Raw genomic sequence first — 14,731 nt, 5'->3', positions numbered from 1 at the left:
TGAAAGACTTTCTCACAGTGGATTCAGATGGTATTCAAGGTTGGCTTGTTGGGATTAGGGACGGTTGGAACTGGAACAGCGCAAATTTTGCTTGATCCAGCGCAGCGACATCCTTTAGTACAAGAGCTAGAAATTTACCGAGTGGGGGTGCGATCGCCCGACAAAACTCGTTTGGTGGCTTTTTCCCCTGGCGTAGTCACCACTGACCTGGAAGCGATTGTCACCGATCCGGCTGTGGAAATTGTGGTGGAATTGCTGGGTGGGTTGGAACCGGCGCGATCGCTGATTTTGAAGGCGATCGCCAATGGTAAACACGTCGTCACCGCCAACAAAGCTGTAATTGCCCGCTTTGGAGAAGAAATTTTTGCCGCAGCCACCGAAGCAGGCGTGTACGTCTTGCTCGAAGCAGCAGTAGGCGGCGGCATTCCCGTAATCGAGCCACTGAAGCAATCGCTCTGCGCCAACCGCATCCATACGCTGATGGGCATCGTCAACGGCACGACCAACTACATCCTGACGCGGATGCAAACCGAGGGTGGCGACTTTGCCGAAATTCTTGCCGATGCCCAAAAGCTAGGTTACGCCGAAGCTGACCCTACCGCTGATGTAGATGGCTTTGACGCAGCTGACAAAATTGCAATTTTGGCATCTCTAGCCTTTGGCGGACGGATCAAGCTGCCAGAGGTTTATTGTGAAGGCATCCGTCAGGTCAGCGCTGCCGATATTGCCTATGCCGACAAGCTGGGTTTTGTGATCAAGTTGCTAGCTGTTGCCAAACGTGACACCTCACCTGGAACAAATCTGGCAGACCCGCCCGACCAGCTTCAGGTCAGGGTTCACCCGACGCTGATTCCCAAAACCCATCCCCTGGCTAGCGTCAATCAGGTTTACAACGCCATTCTGGTTGAGGGGGAACCAATCGGTCAGGTCATGTTCTTTGGACCAGGTGCCGGAGCCGGACCAACAGCCAGTGCGGTTGTTTCTGACATTCTCAACATTGCCGCCATCCTCAAAGTTGGACGAGGCGCAACCACAGACGGACAACCACCTCAGCTTGACCCCCTGCTAGCCTGTTCTCATCAGCATTATTGTGCGATTGCCCCCATGTCTGAGCTAGTCACTCGCTTTTACGCGCGATTCCTTACCCAGGACAGTTCTGGCGTGATCGGCAAGTTGGGCACCTGTTTTGGCAATCACAGCGTCAGCCTAGAATCGGTTGTGCAAATTGGACTGCGAGACAACCAGGCTGAAATCGTTGTCGTCACACATCATGTGCGCGAGGGCAATTTCCATCAGGCGCTAGACGAAATTCGTACCTTTGAAGCGGTAAACAGCGTTGCTAGTTTGCTGCGGGTTCTGTAGCTTTTCTAAACCGAAGGATTGGTGTAGAACAAGTCTGATGTGTTACAGCGATCGCATTCTGCAAGAAACTGAAGACCGCTTTTGCGAATCCTTTGCTTAGTGTGACAGGCTTGGCAAACGGATTGAATTGATGTGTTTGGCGAGCATTGCAGCAATTTATCTAAATCGCCAATACTTCAAGTGAAACTACGCTAACTACAGTGCCCAGATTTGTAGGGTGAATTGCGATCGCCTCCGTTTCACTAATTTCTCTGACCAAGGGGTAATGAACTGCGCGTAATATAGTGCAACAATAGAGGTAGAAACTTAATATAAATAGGAAAAGAATCATGGAAGATAAGAATTATTCCTGGAAAGGCAGCCCCAATGCTGGTTCTGTGTTGGCGATCTTGGCGCTAATCTGTGGTGCGGCACTGGTACTGGCAGGGTTCAGCTAGAATGCCGGGTGCGTGCATCGCCCCCTTACTGACTACAAAACTGGCGATCGCCCACAGCTTGGGCAACATTAAGGTAACTTCGCTACAGCCAATCACAAATGTGAAAAACGGGATGGAAGCTTTACCTCCACCCCGTTTTTACGTTTCAAGAAACTTACATCAAGCTTCTCATCAAGCTTCTAGCGCTGCAAATTTTGCTCTAATTTCTTCTACACGCTTGCGGTTTACGCCAAGGTCAGATTTTCCCAAACGGGAAGCGGAGCGGACGTGAATCACACTTTGGCTTTTGTCCAGGTAAAACTCAACATCATCAACAAAGCCCATCAAGGCAGTAGCGAACTCGCTATAGACATAATCGTCGGACTCACTCACGATCTTGGTCCGTGGCAGGTCTTGAATCACAGCTTTTAAGTTTGCTAAAGCCTGCTCTGGAGTTGAGCTGTAAGAAATCGGCTGAATGCTGTGTTCACTATCAGATGCAGGAGTCTGGCTGTTGACGCAGTTGGGGGTGTTGGGGCATTCCAGCAGTTTGCCTTCTTTTACACCTAAGTTAGTCGGGGGGGTTCCTGAAAACGAAAACAATGGTTTTTCTCCTGATGATGCGGTGGCAGATGCAAGGGCTACGGTTGAGCGGGTTTGGGCGATCGCAGGCATACCCCCACTCACCCAGCACAAACTGGTCAGGAGCAAACCAAAAAAGAGCGCTAATCCTGATTTGAGCATAAGTTGCCTCTGCACTTTAGTATTCTACTTAATACTACTTAATACTGTCCTACACAAGACAGTTCTATGTCCAGAAGCAACAAGGGGCTTAGGCCCCTTGTTCTAGCTCAATGGCGATCGCCCAACTCAGGATTTAGCTCAAATATTGCAACTCAAGTCACCCGATCGCTGGCTGAAGCGCAGGTTTTCACGATAGTCTACGGGGCAATCAATCACAGCAGGCACGTCTTGAGCCAAAGCTTCCTTGAGTTTGGGAATAAAGTCGGTGCTGGACTCAACCCGATAACCTTTCAAACCCATGCTCTCCGCCAGTTTGACAAAATCAGGATTGGTGAAGTGAACAAAGTTTGACTCACCATAGTGATTGAGTTGTTTCCACTCAATCAAGCCATAGCCACCGTCGTTAAAGATGATCGTGACAAAGGGTGTGCCGACGCGTAGAGCAGTTTCTAACTCCTGACTGTTCATCATGAAGCCACCATCTCCCGTAACGGCAACAACCTTGCGATCGGGAGCAACCAACTTGGCAGCAACAGCTCCTGGAATAGCAATGCCCATTGCTGCAAAACCATTGGAAATCAGGCAGGTGTTGGGGCGATCGCAATGATAGTGACGCGCCATCCACATCTTATGGGCACCCACATCCGAAATCACAATATCCTCTGGTCCCATTACCTGGCGCAAATCGTAAATCAGCTTTTGCGGCTTAATTGGGAACCCATCATCGTTAGAGTACTGTTTGTAATCATCGCGAATCTCATCTCCCAGGGACAGCGCGTAGGGGGCTTGTTTATCTTGGCGATCGCTGCGCTTAAAGATCTCATCCAGCGAGTCAGAAATATCTCCCACCACTTCAGCCGCCGGAATGTAGCTACTGTCAATCTCGGCGGGGGTGTCATCAATGTGGATAATCGGAATCTCGCCCGTAGGATTCCATCGCTTCGGGGAGTACTCAATCAGGTCATAGCCGATCGCAATTACCAGATCTGTGTTGTCAAATCCGCAACTAATGTAATCCCGCTGCTGTAGCCCGACAGCCCAAAGTGCTAGAGGGTGCGTGTAGGGAATTACTCCTTTGCCCATAAACGTATTGGCGACAGGAATATTAAGCCGGGTCGCAAACTCGGTCAGCGCTTCACTAGCATTAGCCCGAATCGCACCATTTCCGACTAGGATTAATGGATTTTTTGCCTGCGAAATCAGAGTGGCTGCTTTCTCAATGCTGTGAAAGGCTGCAAAGGTTTTTTCTCGTCCATCGGTTTTCAGCGGTCGTCCCACGGCTGGCATCGCGGCAATATTTTCCGGCAAGTCAATGTGTACGGCACCAGGTTTTTCGGTCTGAGCGACCTTAAAGGCTTTACGGACGATTTCTGGTGTGTTGCTAGGTCTGACGATCTGAGTATTCCACTTAGTGACCGGTGAGAACATTGCTACCAGGTCTAGATATTGGTGAGATTCAATGTGCATTCGGTCAGTGCCCACTTGTCCGGTAATCGCAACCAAGGGAGCGCGATCGAGATTGGCATCGGCAACGCCCGTCATCAGGTTGGTTGCACCTGGACCTAGCGTTGATAGACAAACTCCAGCCTTGCCAGTTAGCCGCCCGTAAACATCTGCCATAAACGCTGCACCCTGCTCATGTCGAGTGGTGATGAAGCGGATTGAGGAGTTTTTGAGCGCCTGCAAAATTTGCAGGTTTTCTTCACCCGGCAAGCCGAAGATGTATTCAACGCCTTCATTTTCCAGGCATTGCACGAGTAATTCTGCTGTATTCATTTCACTCATGTTGATTTCCTTTGAACTGTAGATGGAGTGGGTGCAACGAGTGGGGGTGGAGTTATTTCATCCAAACAGTTTTGATATTGACGAATTCGTGAATACCCTGAATGCCGAGTTCGCGTCCGTAGCCTGACCGTTTGACACCCCCGAACGGCAATCGCGGATCGGATTTGACCATGCCGTTGATGAAGACGGCTCCGGCTTCTAGCTCTGTGGCAAGGCGATTGCCTTCTTCTTGTATTCCCGTCCAGGCACTTGCTCCTAACCCAAAGGGACTGCTATTTGCCAGGCGAATTGCAGCGTCAATGTCAGGCACACGAAATAGCAGCGCAACCGGGCCAAAAAATTCTTCATCATCGGCTGGGGTGCCCGGAGGAAAATCAGCCAGGATAGTAGGAGGATAAAAGTTTCCATGCTGAAACGCTACGACTGATCGGGTTAGCACGTCCTGGGGATTTCCGCCGATTAACGCTTTTGCGCCCTTCTCAATGCAGGTTTGCACTAGCTGATCCAAATCTTTGAGAATGCCAGGAGTTGCCAGCGGTCCAATGTCCGTTTCAGGATTCATTGGGTCGCCCACTTTCAGAGCAGCGTATTTTGCCACCAGCTTTTCGGTGAATTGGTCGGCGATCGCCTCCTGCACAATGAACCGCTTTGCCGCAATGCAGGACTGTCCACTGTTAATCATTCGGGCAGTTACAGCGGTGGAAACGGCTGTTTCTAAATCGGCACTTTCCAGCACGATGAACGGATCGCTGCCGCCCAATTCCAGCACCGTTTTCTTAATTAGCTTTCCGGCAAGGCTGGCAAGGCTAGCTCCAGCGGGTTCGCTACCGGTTAAAGTAGCGGCTTTCACCCGCTCATCGGTGACAATCTGAGCCACCTTATCAGAACCGACCAGCAGCGTTTGAAAGGCCCCAGTCGGAAAGCCTGCCTCTCGAAAAATTTCTTCAATCGCTAGGGCACATTGGGGCACGTTAGAAGCGTGTTTTAACAGCCCCACATTACCTGCCATCAAAGCAGGTGCCGCAAAGCGAAAAACTTGCCAAAACGGAAAATTCCAGGGCATCACGGCTAGCACCACTCCGATCGGCTGATAGCTCACAAAACTGCGGCTCGCATCCGTTTCAATCGGTACGTTTGCTAAAAACTGAGCAGCATTTTCAGCGTAGTAGCGACAAACCCAGGCGGATTTTTCGGCTTCAGCGATCGCTGAAGCAATAGGCTTGCCTACCTCCAGTGCCATGATTTTGCCAAACTCCTCTCGCCGATCAACCAGCAGTGTTGCCGCTGCATTCATCCATTCAGCTTTTTGGGCGATCGGAATGTAGCGATATTGCTCAAACGTCTTTTGTGCCTGATCTAGCTTCTGAGCAATCTCCTGATCATTGAGCGGCTCAAAGTTTTTTAATGTCTCTCCTGTTGCTGGGTTAACTGTAGCGATACCCATACCCTCATCTCCTGATTCACTAAAAGGCTGAGGTTTGGCCGTTTTCGCGGAAAAATGCCAAATCTCACCCGAATAGTTCTAGGGTAGCCATTGTTAAATGGACGGGGCATGGATTGTTTGCCATTCGTTATTTGTCACTTACAGAACTTATGTAAACGGAACATAAATCAAGCAAACTTTACCCTAATGCAGGGTTTATACAAACTAAAAATCAACTAGGAAATTTCAGGTAGGGGCGATTCGCGAATCGCCCCTTGTATCTTTCAGAGGTAGTTTAAACAATTACCAATCCATAGATCTTCTGCATGAGCCACTCTTTAAAGCGTGAATGGTAGCGAGGCTCCGCCTCGCTACCATTCACAGAGATCTAAATAAACTAGTTCCGAATTGGGCCGTTGTAATCCACAGTGATAACCCAGCCGTTACTGTTAACCGTAACAACGCTCTCGGTCGTGTAATTGGACGAACCGGGCGCGCCACCTCTGAAGGTAAATGTCCAGCTTCCGTCAGAATTCTCGATATAAGGTGCGTCAGTAGATGGACCATGCATTGATGGCTCAGCTCGATATTGGTTCAGTCCACCATTTGCTCGCTCAGCCGCCTGACGCGCCAGGTTTTTTGCTCGGTTGAGGTCAAAGTTGACCACTGAAGGAGTACTCGTCTGAGCCAGCCTATAGGAATCTGAGCGAGTCTGAGCTTCAGCCGAAAGAGCGCCCAGGGTCAAAGTCGCCAGGGCGATCGCACACAACACACGAATTCGTTTCATAAGGTTCCGTTTCAGCGCTAAACGCAGTCCAAATCTATGTCCGATAAGAATATGGATATATTAGCTGCTGGTGTAGTTCCAGTAACGCCCCCATCTCTACTCCGTCCAAGGCGTTCCATTATCCCAAGGGACGATCGCAAACCCCTTCTCCTTGCTTTTTGCTTCTACCTCAGCTTTGTGTTGAGTTGCGACAAACAAAAGCACGCCTCCTTCACTGCCATCACCGCGATTGAGGGCAGCGGCGATCGCTATCGCAGGCTGTAAATGATAGCTATCCCAACCGAATTCAGGGTAGGTGTCCTGCACAATCAGCAGGGAGCGAGCAGTTCCATGAATCTTGCCTGCCAACACTACAAAGTGTCCAACGTTCCAATCGGCTGACGGGCACTGAATGTCAACGCCTTGAAGGTAGGCGATCGCATCTCCAAGCGGCAAAGCCGACCCCCATAAGTGCCCTGTTCGCAGGTTACAGATCGGCACTGCGAGCCAGTCAGGGTTTTCCTGACAGAGCAAAATTAACGCTTCTACCTGATTTTCTGACCAGTCTGCTTTCAGCGGAATCAGGCTGAACTTTTCTCTAGAGGCGCTAGAAACTGCTTCGATTAGCCCTGCGGCCGCAGTTCCCGCATCCTGAATGCAATCTGTTTGCGGCAAAGCAACACCGTAGTCATAGCGGGGACGCACGCCTTTGGGCACCCAGGTGAGCGGGTCACCCATTGGCAGCACAGAACCTGCAAGCGAAGCAGCCTGCTCTGTACTGATGCTCAACTTGGCATACACCCGCAGCAACAGTGCCGCCCAGTAAGGTCCGCAAAGATTATCGTGTTGTTGCCCTGCCAGTCGATGGGCCTGCACAATCTGCGACACGCCTGGCAGCAGATTTAACGATGCCGCCAACCCCCGCAAAAGTTCCATCTCATTCCTAATTCCTAACCCCCGATCTCTAAAATCTCTGCCCTACATAAACCGATCGCACTTCTCCATTCCGCCGAATCAACGCCTCTTCGTTTTGCACAGAAACTAGGGTCCAGCCGCTTGAGCCAATGCTTTCACCCACATAGATGCGTTGAGGCGTACCGTTGACATCAAATAAAGCAGCAGAGCGATCGCCCAATTCCAACAGTCCTACCAGGGTGTAATTCAAAGTCGGGGCAATGTTGGGTGCGGTCGCCACCGCAGCAGGAGCAGAAGCAGCGGGAGCAGCGGGCACTGCAGGCTGAATGGGTGGAACAACTTGACTAGGCTGAGTCGGTTGAGCAGGCTGGGCGGGCTGAGCGGGCTGTCCTAATCCTGGAAAAGATAGATTTTGAGGCGGTTGGTAGACTGGAACAAAGACTCGCTCTGGGACCGAAGCCTGAGCGGGTTGACTGCTGCTAGTAGGACTAGTGGCAGCAGGAGGAGCCGGAATCTCGGCAGTGGTAGATGAGTTGTTGGCGGTGGCTCTGCGATCGATTACATCCAGCGATCGCTCCATATAGTCTAAAAATTCGGCATCGGATTGAGAAAGCTGATCAACAGCTACAGAGTTTTGAGGAGCGAGTGCAGGCTGCCATTTCCCCTGAAGCATTATTCCTAAAAGGGCAGTCAACACCAGAGAGGCACAGGCTGAAATTAACAAAAGCTGGTCGAGCGATTTGCCAAATCCATAGCGCTTATCCGCCTGGCTCTCTGACGGCAGCAATTCCAAATCTGCCTCTAGCTGCTCCAGTTGGTCGGCTTCTACTTGACGGTGCGGCACCAGCACCGACGGCAACCCCATCTCTGGCACCGTGATCGGCTGGAGTGCTACATATTCTGGGTTGTCTGTCTCAGGCGGCATCTTAACCCCTTTCTCCAGGATGTGATCGACCTCCTCAAACAGCTCGTCCATCAGGTCATCAGCGTAAGTGTCAATCGAGAAAGTGCTGGGTTCAGCCACTGGAATATCTTCATTCCAGTTAGAGGGTTTTGGTTGTCCTGAAGCTTCCAGGAGGGGTTGGTTGATGCTGGGATCTTGAGACATAAACGTTCTACAGAATGGCTATGGATGTTAACTGCAAGAGTTAACCCTTTCAAAAAGCTGACACTTGTCGAGCTGGACTGGGGCTAATCCAAACTATTGTTAAGCTACACACACTAGAGGACTTACAACCTACCAACAACAGACGATGAGTGCAACCTTGTGCCTGACACGTTTGCTGCAAATAAACACCCTGAACCAATAGAACGATCGCCTTGCACGGTTGTGACATTCAGATAGAACTCTTGGTTTACTCCAAGAGTTATCTGCCAATGCCATGACTATACCCAGGATTGGGCTACAAACTAGCACTTTCAAACATCCTCTAGAGATTAACCTCTAGGGTTTGAATGACTAGAATTTAGCAGAAGATCGGGCAAAATGCCGCTTTTTTAACTAAATTCAGACCTATAGATTCAGACCTACAGACAAACAATCACCGAGGTTCATGACCTTACCAGATTCAGTGCTTGATTCAAGTTGTCTAGCCTGGACTGGAGCAGACTGAGCTGGTGACGCTGGTGGGATAAATCAGGGACGGGAGCGGATTCTGGAGCGATCGCCATCTCAATTACAGCGTTTGCAGCAATTCCGTATTGCTGAAGGGCAATTAAGGCAAGGCTGCTAAAGCGGCTCAGGTAATCCTTGGCTGCATTCTCATAAAGCTGATTGAGCTGAGTTGTGTAATCTTCCACAGAGTTAGACGGGCGGACTGGCTGTGGTTGATTTACATCTGTTTGATTGGTTTGATTAATCAGATAGCTAGCTCCGCCAAAAACAGCCGCACCAATTGGTCCACCCAATACCCAACCGAGTCCCGTGGCGATCGCCACAGGTGCTACATCCCCTTTCTGCCTGGGTGCGTTTGCGTCGGATTGAGGGGAATCGGGCAAAATCACCTCCGGCTCCTCTGGAAAAGCAAACCACAGGTCAGCAGGACGCGGGCGATCAAAGAAATCACAGGCTTTGTAAACCCACTCCACCACAGATTTCTTTTTGGCAACCCAATCTGGCTTCAGGACAGCCGATTCCCAATCTTTAAATTCAAACTGCTGCAAGGCTGTCGTCGCCCCAAACTGATATTGGTTAAGCAAATTGGGTAGTGCAAGCCAGTCCTGGACAGCAGATAAGCTGCTAGAAAAGCCTTGCTTAATTAACTTTTGGGCTTTTTGCTTGATTTGCACTTTCTGGTCAAGCGTCTCAGAAGTCGAATGCACTTTGGCGTTAATTTCAGCCGTAACGGACTCTATCTGCTGGTACAAAGCTTGCTGAACCTGAGGGGCGATCGCCAGCAGTCGAGGCAAACGAGTCTGGAGTGGCTGCTCCTGATGGAATTGGGCGATCGCCTGAAGTGCCGTCTCGAATGCGGGCAAACCTGCTGTCTGTGCAGCAGCAATATCTCCTTTCAAACGAGCCCGTAGAGCAGGCAGCGCATCAACTCTGTAAAGGTTGCTGATGCCAGCAGGCAGCTTTGACCGAAAGCTTTCCGCCACAAAGCGCATCCGGCGAGATACCTGCTGCTGGTCATCTGGCTCCATCAGGTTGAGGAAATTGACCACAAACACAACCGTCTCAATGCCGCGATCGAGCAGCCAGTCCCGCAGGTTTTCCCGTTCGCCTAGCGTCATCAGTTTGCGACCATCCAGCACTTGCACCACCAGATCCGCCGTCAAAAGCTGATCGCGCACCAGTGCATCCTGTGCCTCCCGGTCATTAGTTCCCGGTAAATCTAGCAGTTCAACTCCCGTTTGTAGGAAGGGATGCGGACAAAATACCTCAACAGCAGCCACATCGTCTCGCATTCGGCGGTTGTCATCGAGAATGGCAAACCGTTTCAGCACCTCTGTACCCGTTTCCTGAATTTCTGAGCCGTCTGATAGCCTGATCCGAGTTTGCAATTCAGCGCCATAGCGAACAGCGATCGCCGCTCCCGTTGTTGGAATCAGGTCAATCGGTAGTGTCCGTTCTCCCAATAGAGCATTCAACAGCGTCGATTTGCCGTAGTTAAACGGGCCAAAAACGGCGATGCGAAAGGTGGAATGAGTGAGGCGATCGCACACGTTCAGCACATCCTGTCGCAATCCCGTTTGTGCATACAGCAAACCCACCGTCGCTCGCAGATGATCCAACAGATTCTCTATGACACTTTGATCCGGTGGTTCCATTGCTGCTTCCTTTCAAGCTCGTTTCTAAGATAGCAGGGCTTAACCGACATCTTTGGAATGCGATCGCAGCATTTGGCGTGTTGCTATTGCGTCAAACTATCTCCCGTACTGGGGTCAAACACGAAAAGCTGATCCAGGTCAAGCCGCAGCGAAAGGCGATCGCTTGGATGAGGAGGTTGCATTGGATTCACCTGTAGATTGAGCGTCGGGGCAGCTCCTCTCTCGACAGGCAAAACAGTGCGGATCAAGATCTCTCGTCCTAAAGGCTCCACGACACTCACTTCTGCCATCAGGTGACCCCTGTTTGACTCAGACAAGTTTGACTCAGACGGGTCTAGCTCAGACACGATTTGAAGATGCTCAGGACGAATACCCAGGTTATATCGCTGTCCAGCAATAAGGTTAACCTGCTGGCGGAGGCGATCGGGACAGGGTAAGGGCTGTCCTTCAACTTGAAAATGAGTGCCATCATACGTGGCGTGCAGCAAATTCATCGGTGGGTTGCCTACAAACGTAGCTACCATTTGGTTTGCAGGCTTGGCATAAAGGGTTTGAGGATCGCTGATCTGCTGAATTTTGCCGCGATTGAGGACAACGATCTGGTCGGCTAGCGTCATTGCCTCCACCTGATCGTGAGTCACATAGATTGTGGTAACACCAAGACGCTGATGAAGCTGCTTTAACTCGGCGCGAGTATCGTCTCGCAGTTGTGCATCCAGGTTAGACAGAGGTTCATCAAGCAAAAACACTTGAGGTTGACGGGCGATCGCTCGACCCAAAGCAACGCGCTGCTGCTGCCCCCCCGATAGCTGTCGGGGTTTGCGCGCCAAAAGGTGAGTGATATCGAGCGATCGCGCCACCGCCTCCACCCTAGACTGAATCGTGGTTGCATCCGATCGCCGCATCCGTAGCCCAAACGCCAAATTTTCAGCGACCGTCATGTGGGGATAAAGCGCATAGTTTTGAAACACCATCGCTACATCCCGCTCTCGTGCTGGAACCTGGTTGACCAGGCGATCGCCAATGTAAAGCTTGCCCGAAGTCGCATTGTCCAGTCCAGCGATCGTTCGGAGAATCGTTGACTTACCGCAGCCCGACGGCCCAACCAAAACCCAAAACTGCCCATCTGGAACTTCAAATGTGATGTCTTCGACGGCAGCGACAGCATTAAACTGTCGGGTAATTTTCTCTAGATAAACTCTAGCCACCGCATTTATCCCACAACGTCAGTTAGGTTTGGCATCACTGGTGGATAGAAACTTGAGCGTAAAGGCTACAAATTCTCGCCACACGCAAAACCTCAGCTTCAATTGTGACAGCCTTTTGAGTTTCAGCACCCCAGACCAAATTTATTTGTGCCTAACGCAGAACCCGTGCTATATTAATTAACTGTTCGGACGCATAGCTCAGTTGGTTAGAGCACCACGTTGACATCGTGGGGGTCGGTGGTTCGAGTCCACTTGTGTCCATTACATCTGTACAGTATCGACCTTGCGCTAAGGGCAGCTATGAAAGTCAAAGGCATTAAGCGCGCACAAACCATTGAACTTTTAGAAACGATCACCACTATTCCTGACGGTACAGAAGTTGAAATTGATATTTCTGAAGCTCAAGCTACTGATCAAAACGATCGCTGGGCAAGTCTAGAGCGTGTTTTGGGAAGTTGGAAGAATGATGCTGAAATTGAGACACTCTTTGCTGAAATTGATCGAGAACGTCACGCTGACTTCGGAGATCCTATAAGCTTTGGTGATATTGATTAAAACACCTTAACCCTTGTGTACTTGTTAGACACCAATATCTGCATTGCTTTAATCCAAGCTAATCCTAAAGTGATCAGTGAATTTAACTGCAAGCGTGAGGACTGTTATCTCTCTGCAATTGTACTAGCAGAACTCTATAAAGGAGTGTACTGTTCTCAGAGAGTTGAGCATAACACAGAAGTTTTGCAGCAGTTTATTCAACCTTTTGCGATTCTTCCTTTTGATTCTTTGGCAGCAATTGAGTTTGGTAAGATTCAAGCTGAACTTAGAAGAATCGGCAGACCCACTGGCAGTTTGGATGCAGCGTTCCCTGCTGTGGTTCGCTCTCGTGAAGATATTTTAGTCAGCAATAACATCCGGCACTTTGAAAACATTTCAAACCTTCAGCTAGAAAACTGGCTTGATTCTTAACTTTGATTATAGTGATACAGGTTTGAAGGTGCGTCATGACGCACCCTACAAGATGGCGATAGCGCTAGCAGTCTTTCCGGCTCAAGGCAGAGGCAACATTAGGGAGGCAAGCTTCATCCTTCAACCCAAGCTCAATTACTATTAGATGAATCGTATTCCGCTTCTTTTTTCCATGAAGGTCAAGCTGCCACTTGCGATCGCCCTCTCAGCATTCCTGATCACCGTGGGTCTGGCAGCGGCTCAAGAAAGCCCAGTCCCAACGGCTTCTCCACAGCCAGTGGTGTCACCGTCACCTCAGCCCACTTCAACTCCAGCGCTGTCTGACCCGCAAAAAGAAGCCATTCAGGAATTGATTGAAGATGAATTCGATCGCATCTTTGGTATCAAAGTTGATCTGGTCAACATTCTGCTGGTGGAGTTGGCGCTGTTGCCCCTCTTGATTGGTATTTTGCTTTGGCTACTACGCGGCAGCATCAAACAGCAAATGATAAATGAGGTGAAGGAACAGGTAGAGAGCCAACTAACGGAAAAAATACTAGCCGAATTGCAAACCCAACAAGCCACCGTAAAGCAGGAGATTGAAACGCTTAGATCCAGCTCAATTACTCAACTCAACAACTCAATTTCAGAGGTACAAGCCCTATTAGCGGAAGTTCAAAAGCAGAGGAGCCTAATTGAAAAGGAGCTTGAAAAGCTTAGATCAGAAGCGATGGGGAAAATACAGGCAGTCGTTTTGGATGTGGAAGCAGCACAAAAGGCAGCACAAAAAGAAATAAGTCAATACACTCAAGATCTTGCCAAACTCTTACCTGCTTCCATTCAAGACCCTATTGCCCCAGAAAATAAACCCAAAGTTCAAGAAATTACATCAAAAATTGAAACTCTTCAATCTGAAAATTTTGACTTAGTTTTGACGGCTGATGATTACATTAAGCAGGCTGATGCTCTTTATTATGAAGATCGATATGAGGAAGCAGTTTCGCTTTACGACAAAGCGATTGAGGCAGGCGCTAATCGTTCTGAGGTTTGGTCCAATAAAGGTTATGCCTTAGGCAAGTTGAAGCGCTATGAGGAAGCCATTGCCGGTTATGATAAAGCCATTGAACTTAAATCTGATAATCCTGTTGTTTGGTATAACAAAGGGGTAACGCTAGGCAACTTACAGCGCTATGAGGCAGCCATTGCCGCTTATGATAAAGCCATTGAGCTTAAATCTGATAATCCTGTTGTTTGGTATAACAAAGGGATAGCGTTAGGCAACTTACAGCGCTATGAGACAGCCATTGCCGCTTATGATAAAGCCATTGAGCTTAAATCTGATAATCCTGGGGCTTGGTCTAACAAAGGGGTAGCGCTAAGCAAGTTACAGCGCTATGAGGCAGCTATTGCCGCTTTTGATGAAGCCATTGAGCTTAAATCTGATAATCCTGATGCTTGGTCTAACAAAGGGGTAGCGCTAAGCAAGTTACAGCGCTATGAGGCAGCCATTGCCGCTCATGATAAAGCCATTGAGCTTAAATCTGATTCTCCTAATGCTTGGTACAACAAGGCTTGTGCGTATGGATTACAGGGAAATGCTGCTCTAGCGGTTGAAAATTTGCGGCAGGCGATCGAACTTGATTCTGCTTGCAAGGAAGATGCAAAAACTGATTCAGATTTTGATGCCATTTGCGATGATGAACAGTTTAAGCAGTTGATTGAGGAGTAGGTTTCAAGTTGCTCGAAGTCAGTGGTAGACTGCGTTGCTGTTAAGCAAACGCTCGGATACTGTTGGCGAACCCTGACTGGGATCACGCCTTCCTTAATCTGGCGCTAGAGCCGCGAAACGAGAAACCCGAGTTTTTGCTCTTGGTACTCCAGTCAACCAGTTGACCAA

General features: G+C 49.6%; 12 protein-coding genes and 1 tRNA gene. 5 read left to right on the top strand and 8 right to left on the bottom strand.

What is annotated here, in order from left to right; genetic code table 11:
- The first annotated feature begins 27 nt into the window (after positions 1-27).
- A complete protein-coding gene (locus H6F88_RS21975) occupies positions 28-1,362 on the top strand; it encodes a homoserine dehydrogenase (RefSeq protein ID WP_190644871.1) in 1,335 nt (444 codons plus the stop codon).
- A gap of 608 nt (positions 1,363-1,970) precedes the next feature.
- Here the strand turns inward: H6F88_RS21975 and H6F88_RS21970 are convergent.
- The 8 genes from H6F88_RS21970 to H6F88_RS21935 form a co-directional block, all read right to left on the bottom strand.
- On the bottom strand, positions 1,971-2,381 hold the full coding sequence (locus tag H6F88_RS21970) for a DUF1499 domain-containing protein (protein WP_347277727.1): 411 nt from the start codon (positions 2,379-2,381) through the stop codon (positions 1,971-1,973).
- Between the two features lie 279 nt (positions 2,382-2,660).
- Positions 2,661-4,307, bottom strand: a complete 1,647-nt coding sequence (locus H6F88_RS21965; RefSeq protein ID WP_190644870.1) for an acetolactate synthase large subunit — start codon at positions 4,305-4,307, stop codon at positions 2,661-2,663.
- A gap of 52 nt (positions 4,308-4,359) precedes the next feature.
- Positions 4,360-5,751: an NAD-dependent succinate-semialdehyde dehydrogenase gene (locus H6F88_RS21960; RefSeq protein ID WP_190644869.1), complete on the bottom strand. Its 1,392-nt coding sequence runs from the start codon at positions 5,749-5,751 to the stop codon at positions 4,360-4,362.
- A gap of 376 nt (positions 5,752-6,127) precedes the next feature.
- Positions 6,128-6,517: a hypothetical protein gene (locus H6F88_RS21955; RefSeq protein WP_190644868.1), complete on the bottom strand. Its 390-nt coding sequence runs from the start codon at positions 6,515-6,517 to the stop codon at positions 6,128-6,130.
- 96 nt (positions 6,518-6,613) lie between these two features.
- Positions 6,614-7,432, bottom strand: a complete 819-nt coding sequence (locus H6F88_RS21950; protein ID WP_190644867.1) for a hypothetical protein — start codon at positions 7,430-7,432, stop codon at positions 6,614-6,616.
- A 28-nt stretch (positions 7,433-7,460) separates the two neighbouring features.
- Positions 7,461-8,519, bottom strand: coding sequence for a hypothetical protein (locus tag H6F88_RS21945; protein ID WP_190644866.1), 1,059 nt, complete (start codon positions 8,517-8,519; stop codon positions 7,461-7,463).
- Between the two features lie 443 nt (positions 8,520-8,962).
- Positions 8,963-10,681 carry a dynamin family protein gene (locus H6F88_RS21940; RefSeq protein ID WP_190644865.1) on the bottom strand — a complete coding sequence of 573 codons (1,719 nt, stop codon included), beginning with the start codon at positions 10,679-10,681 and terminating at the stop codon, positions 8,963-8,965.
- An 83-nt stretch (positions 10,682-10,764) separates the two neighbouring features.
- The gene (locus H6F88_RS21935; protein ID WP_190644864.1) at positions 10,765-11,889 is read right to left on the bottom strand and encodes an ATP-binding cassette domain-containing protein; all 1,125 of its coding nucleotides are present in this window, start codon (positions 11,887-11,889) and stop codon (positions 10,765-10,767) included.
- A gap of 187 nt (positions 11,890-12,076) precedes the next feature.
- Here H6F88_RS21935 and H6F88_RS21930 point away from each other — a divergent pair.
- The 4 genes from H6F88_RS21930 to H6F88_RS21915 all read left to right on the top strand — a co-directional run bounded on the left by H6F88_RS21930 (position 12,077) and on the right by H6F88_RS21915 (position 14,563).
- Positions 12,077-12,150, top strand: a tRNA-Val gene (locus H6F88_RS21930).
- A gap of 39 nt (positions 12,151-12,189) precedes the next feature.
- A complete protein-coding gene (locus tag H6F88_RS21925) occupies positions 12,190-12,444 on the top strand; it encodes a hypothetical protein (protein WP_190644863.1) in 255 nt (84 codons plus the stop codon).
- 15 nt (positions 12,445-12,459) lie between these two features.
- Positions 12,460-12,855, top strand: coding sequence for a PIN domain-containing protein (locus H6F88_RS21920; RefSeq protein WP_190644862.1), 396 nt, complete (start codon positions 12,460-12,462; stop codon positions 12,853-12,855).
- Between the two features lie 427 nt (positions 12,856-13,282).
- A complete protein-coding gene (locus H6F88_RS21915; RefSeq protein ID WP_190644861.1) occupies positions 13,283-14,563 on the top strand; it encodes a tetratricopeptide repeat protein in 1,281 nt (426 codons plus the stop codon).
- Positions 14,564-14,731 lie beyond the last annotated feature (168 nt).

The sequence above is a fragment of the Oculatella sp. FACHB-28 genome (genome assembly GCF_014696015.1).
Lineage (GTDB): Bacteria > Cyanobacteriota > Cyanobacteriia > Elainellales > Elainellaceae > JAAUTN01.
Note: the sequence above shows the minus strand (reverse complement) of the source record. Positions and strands in the feature narration are given on the sequence as shown.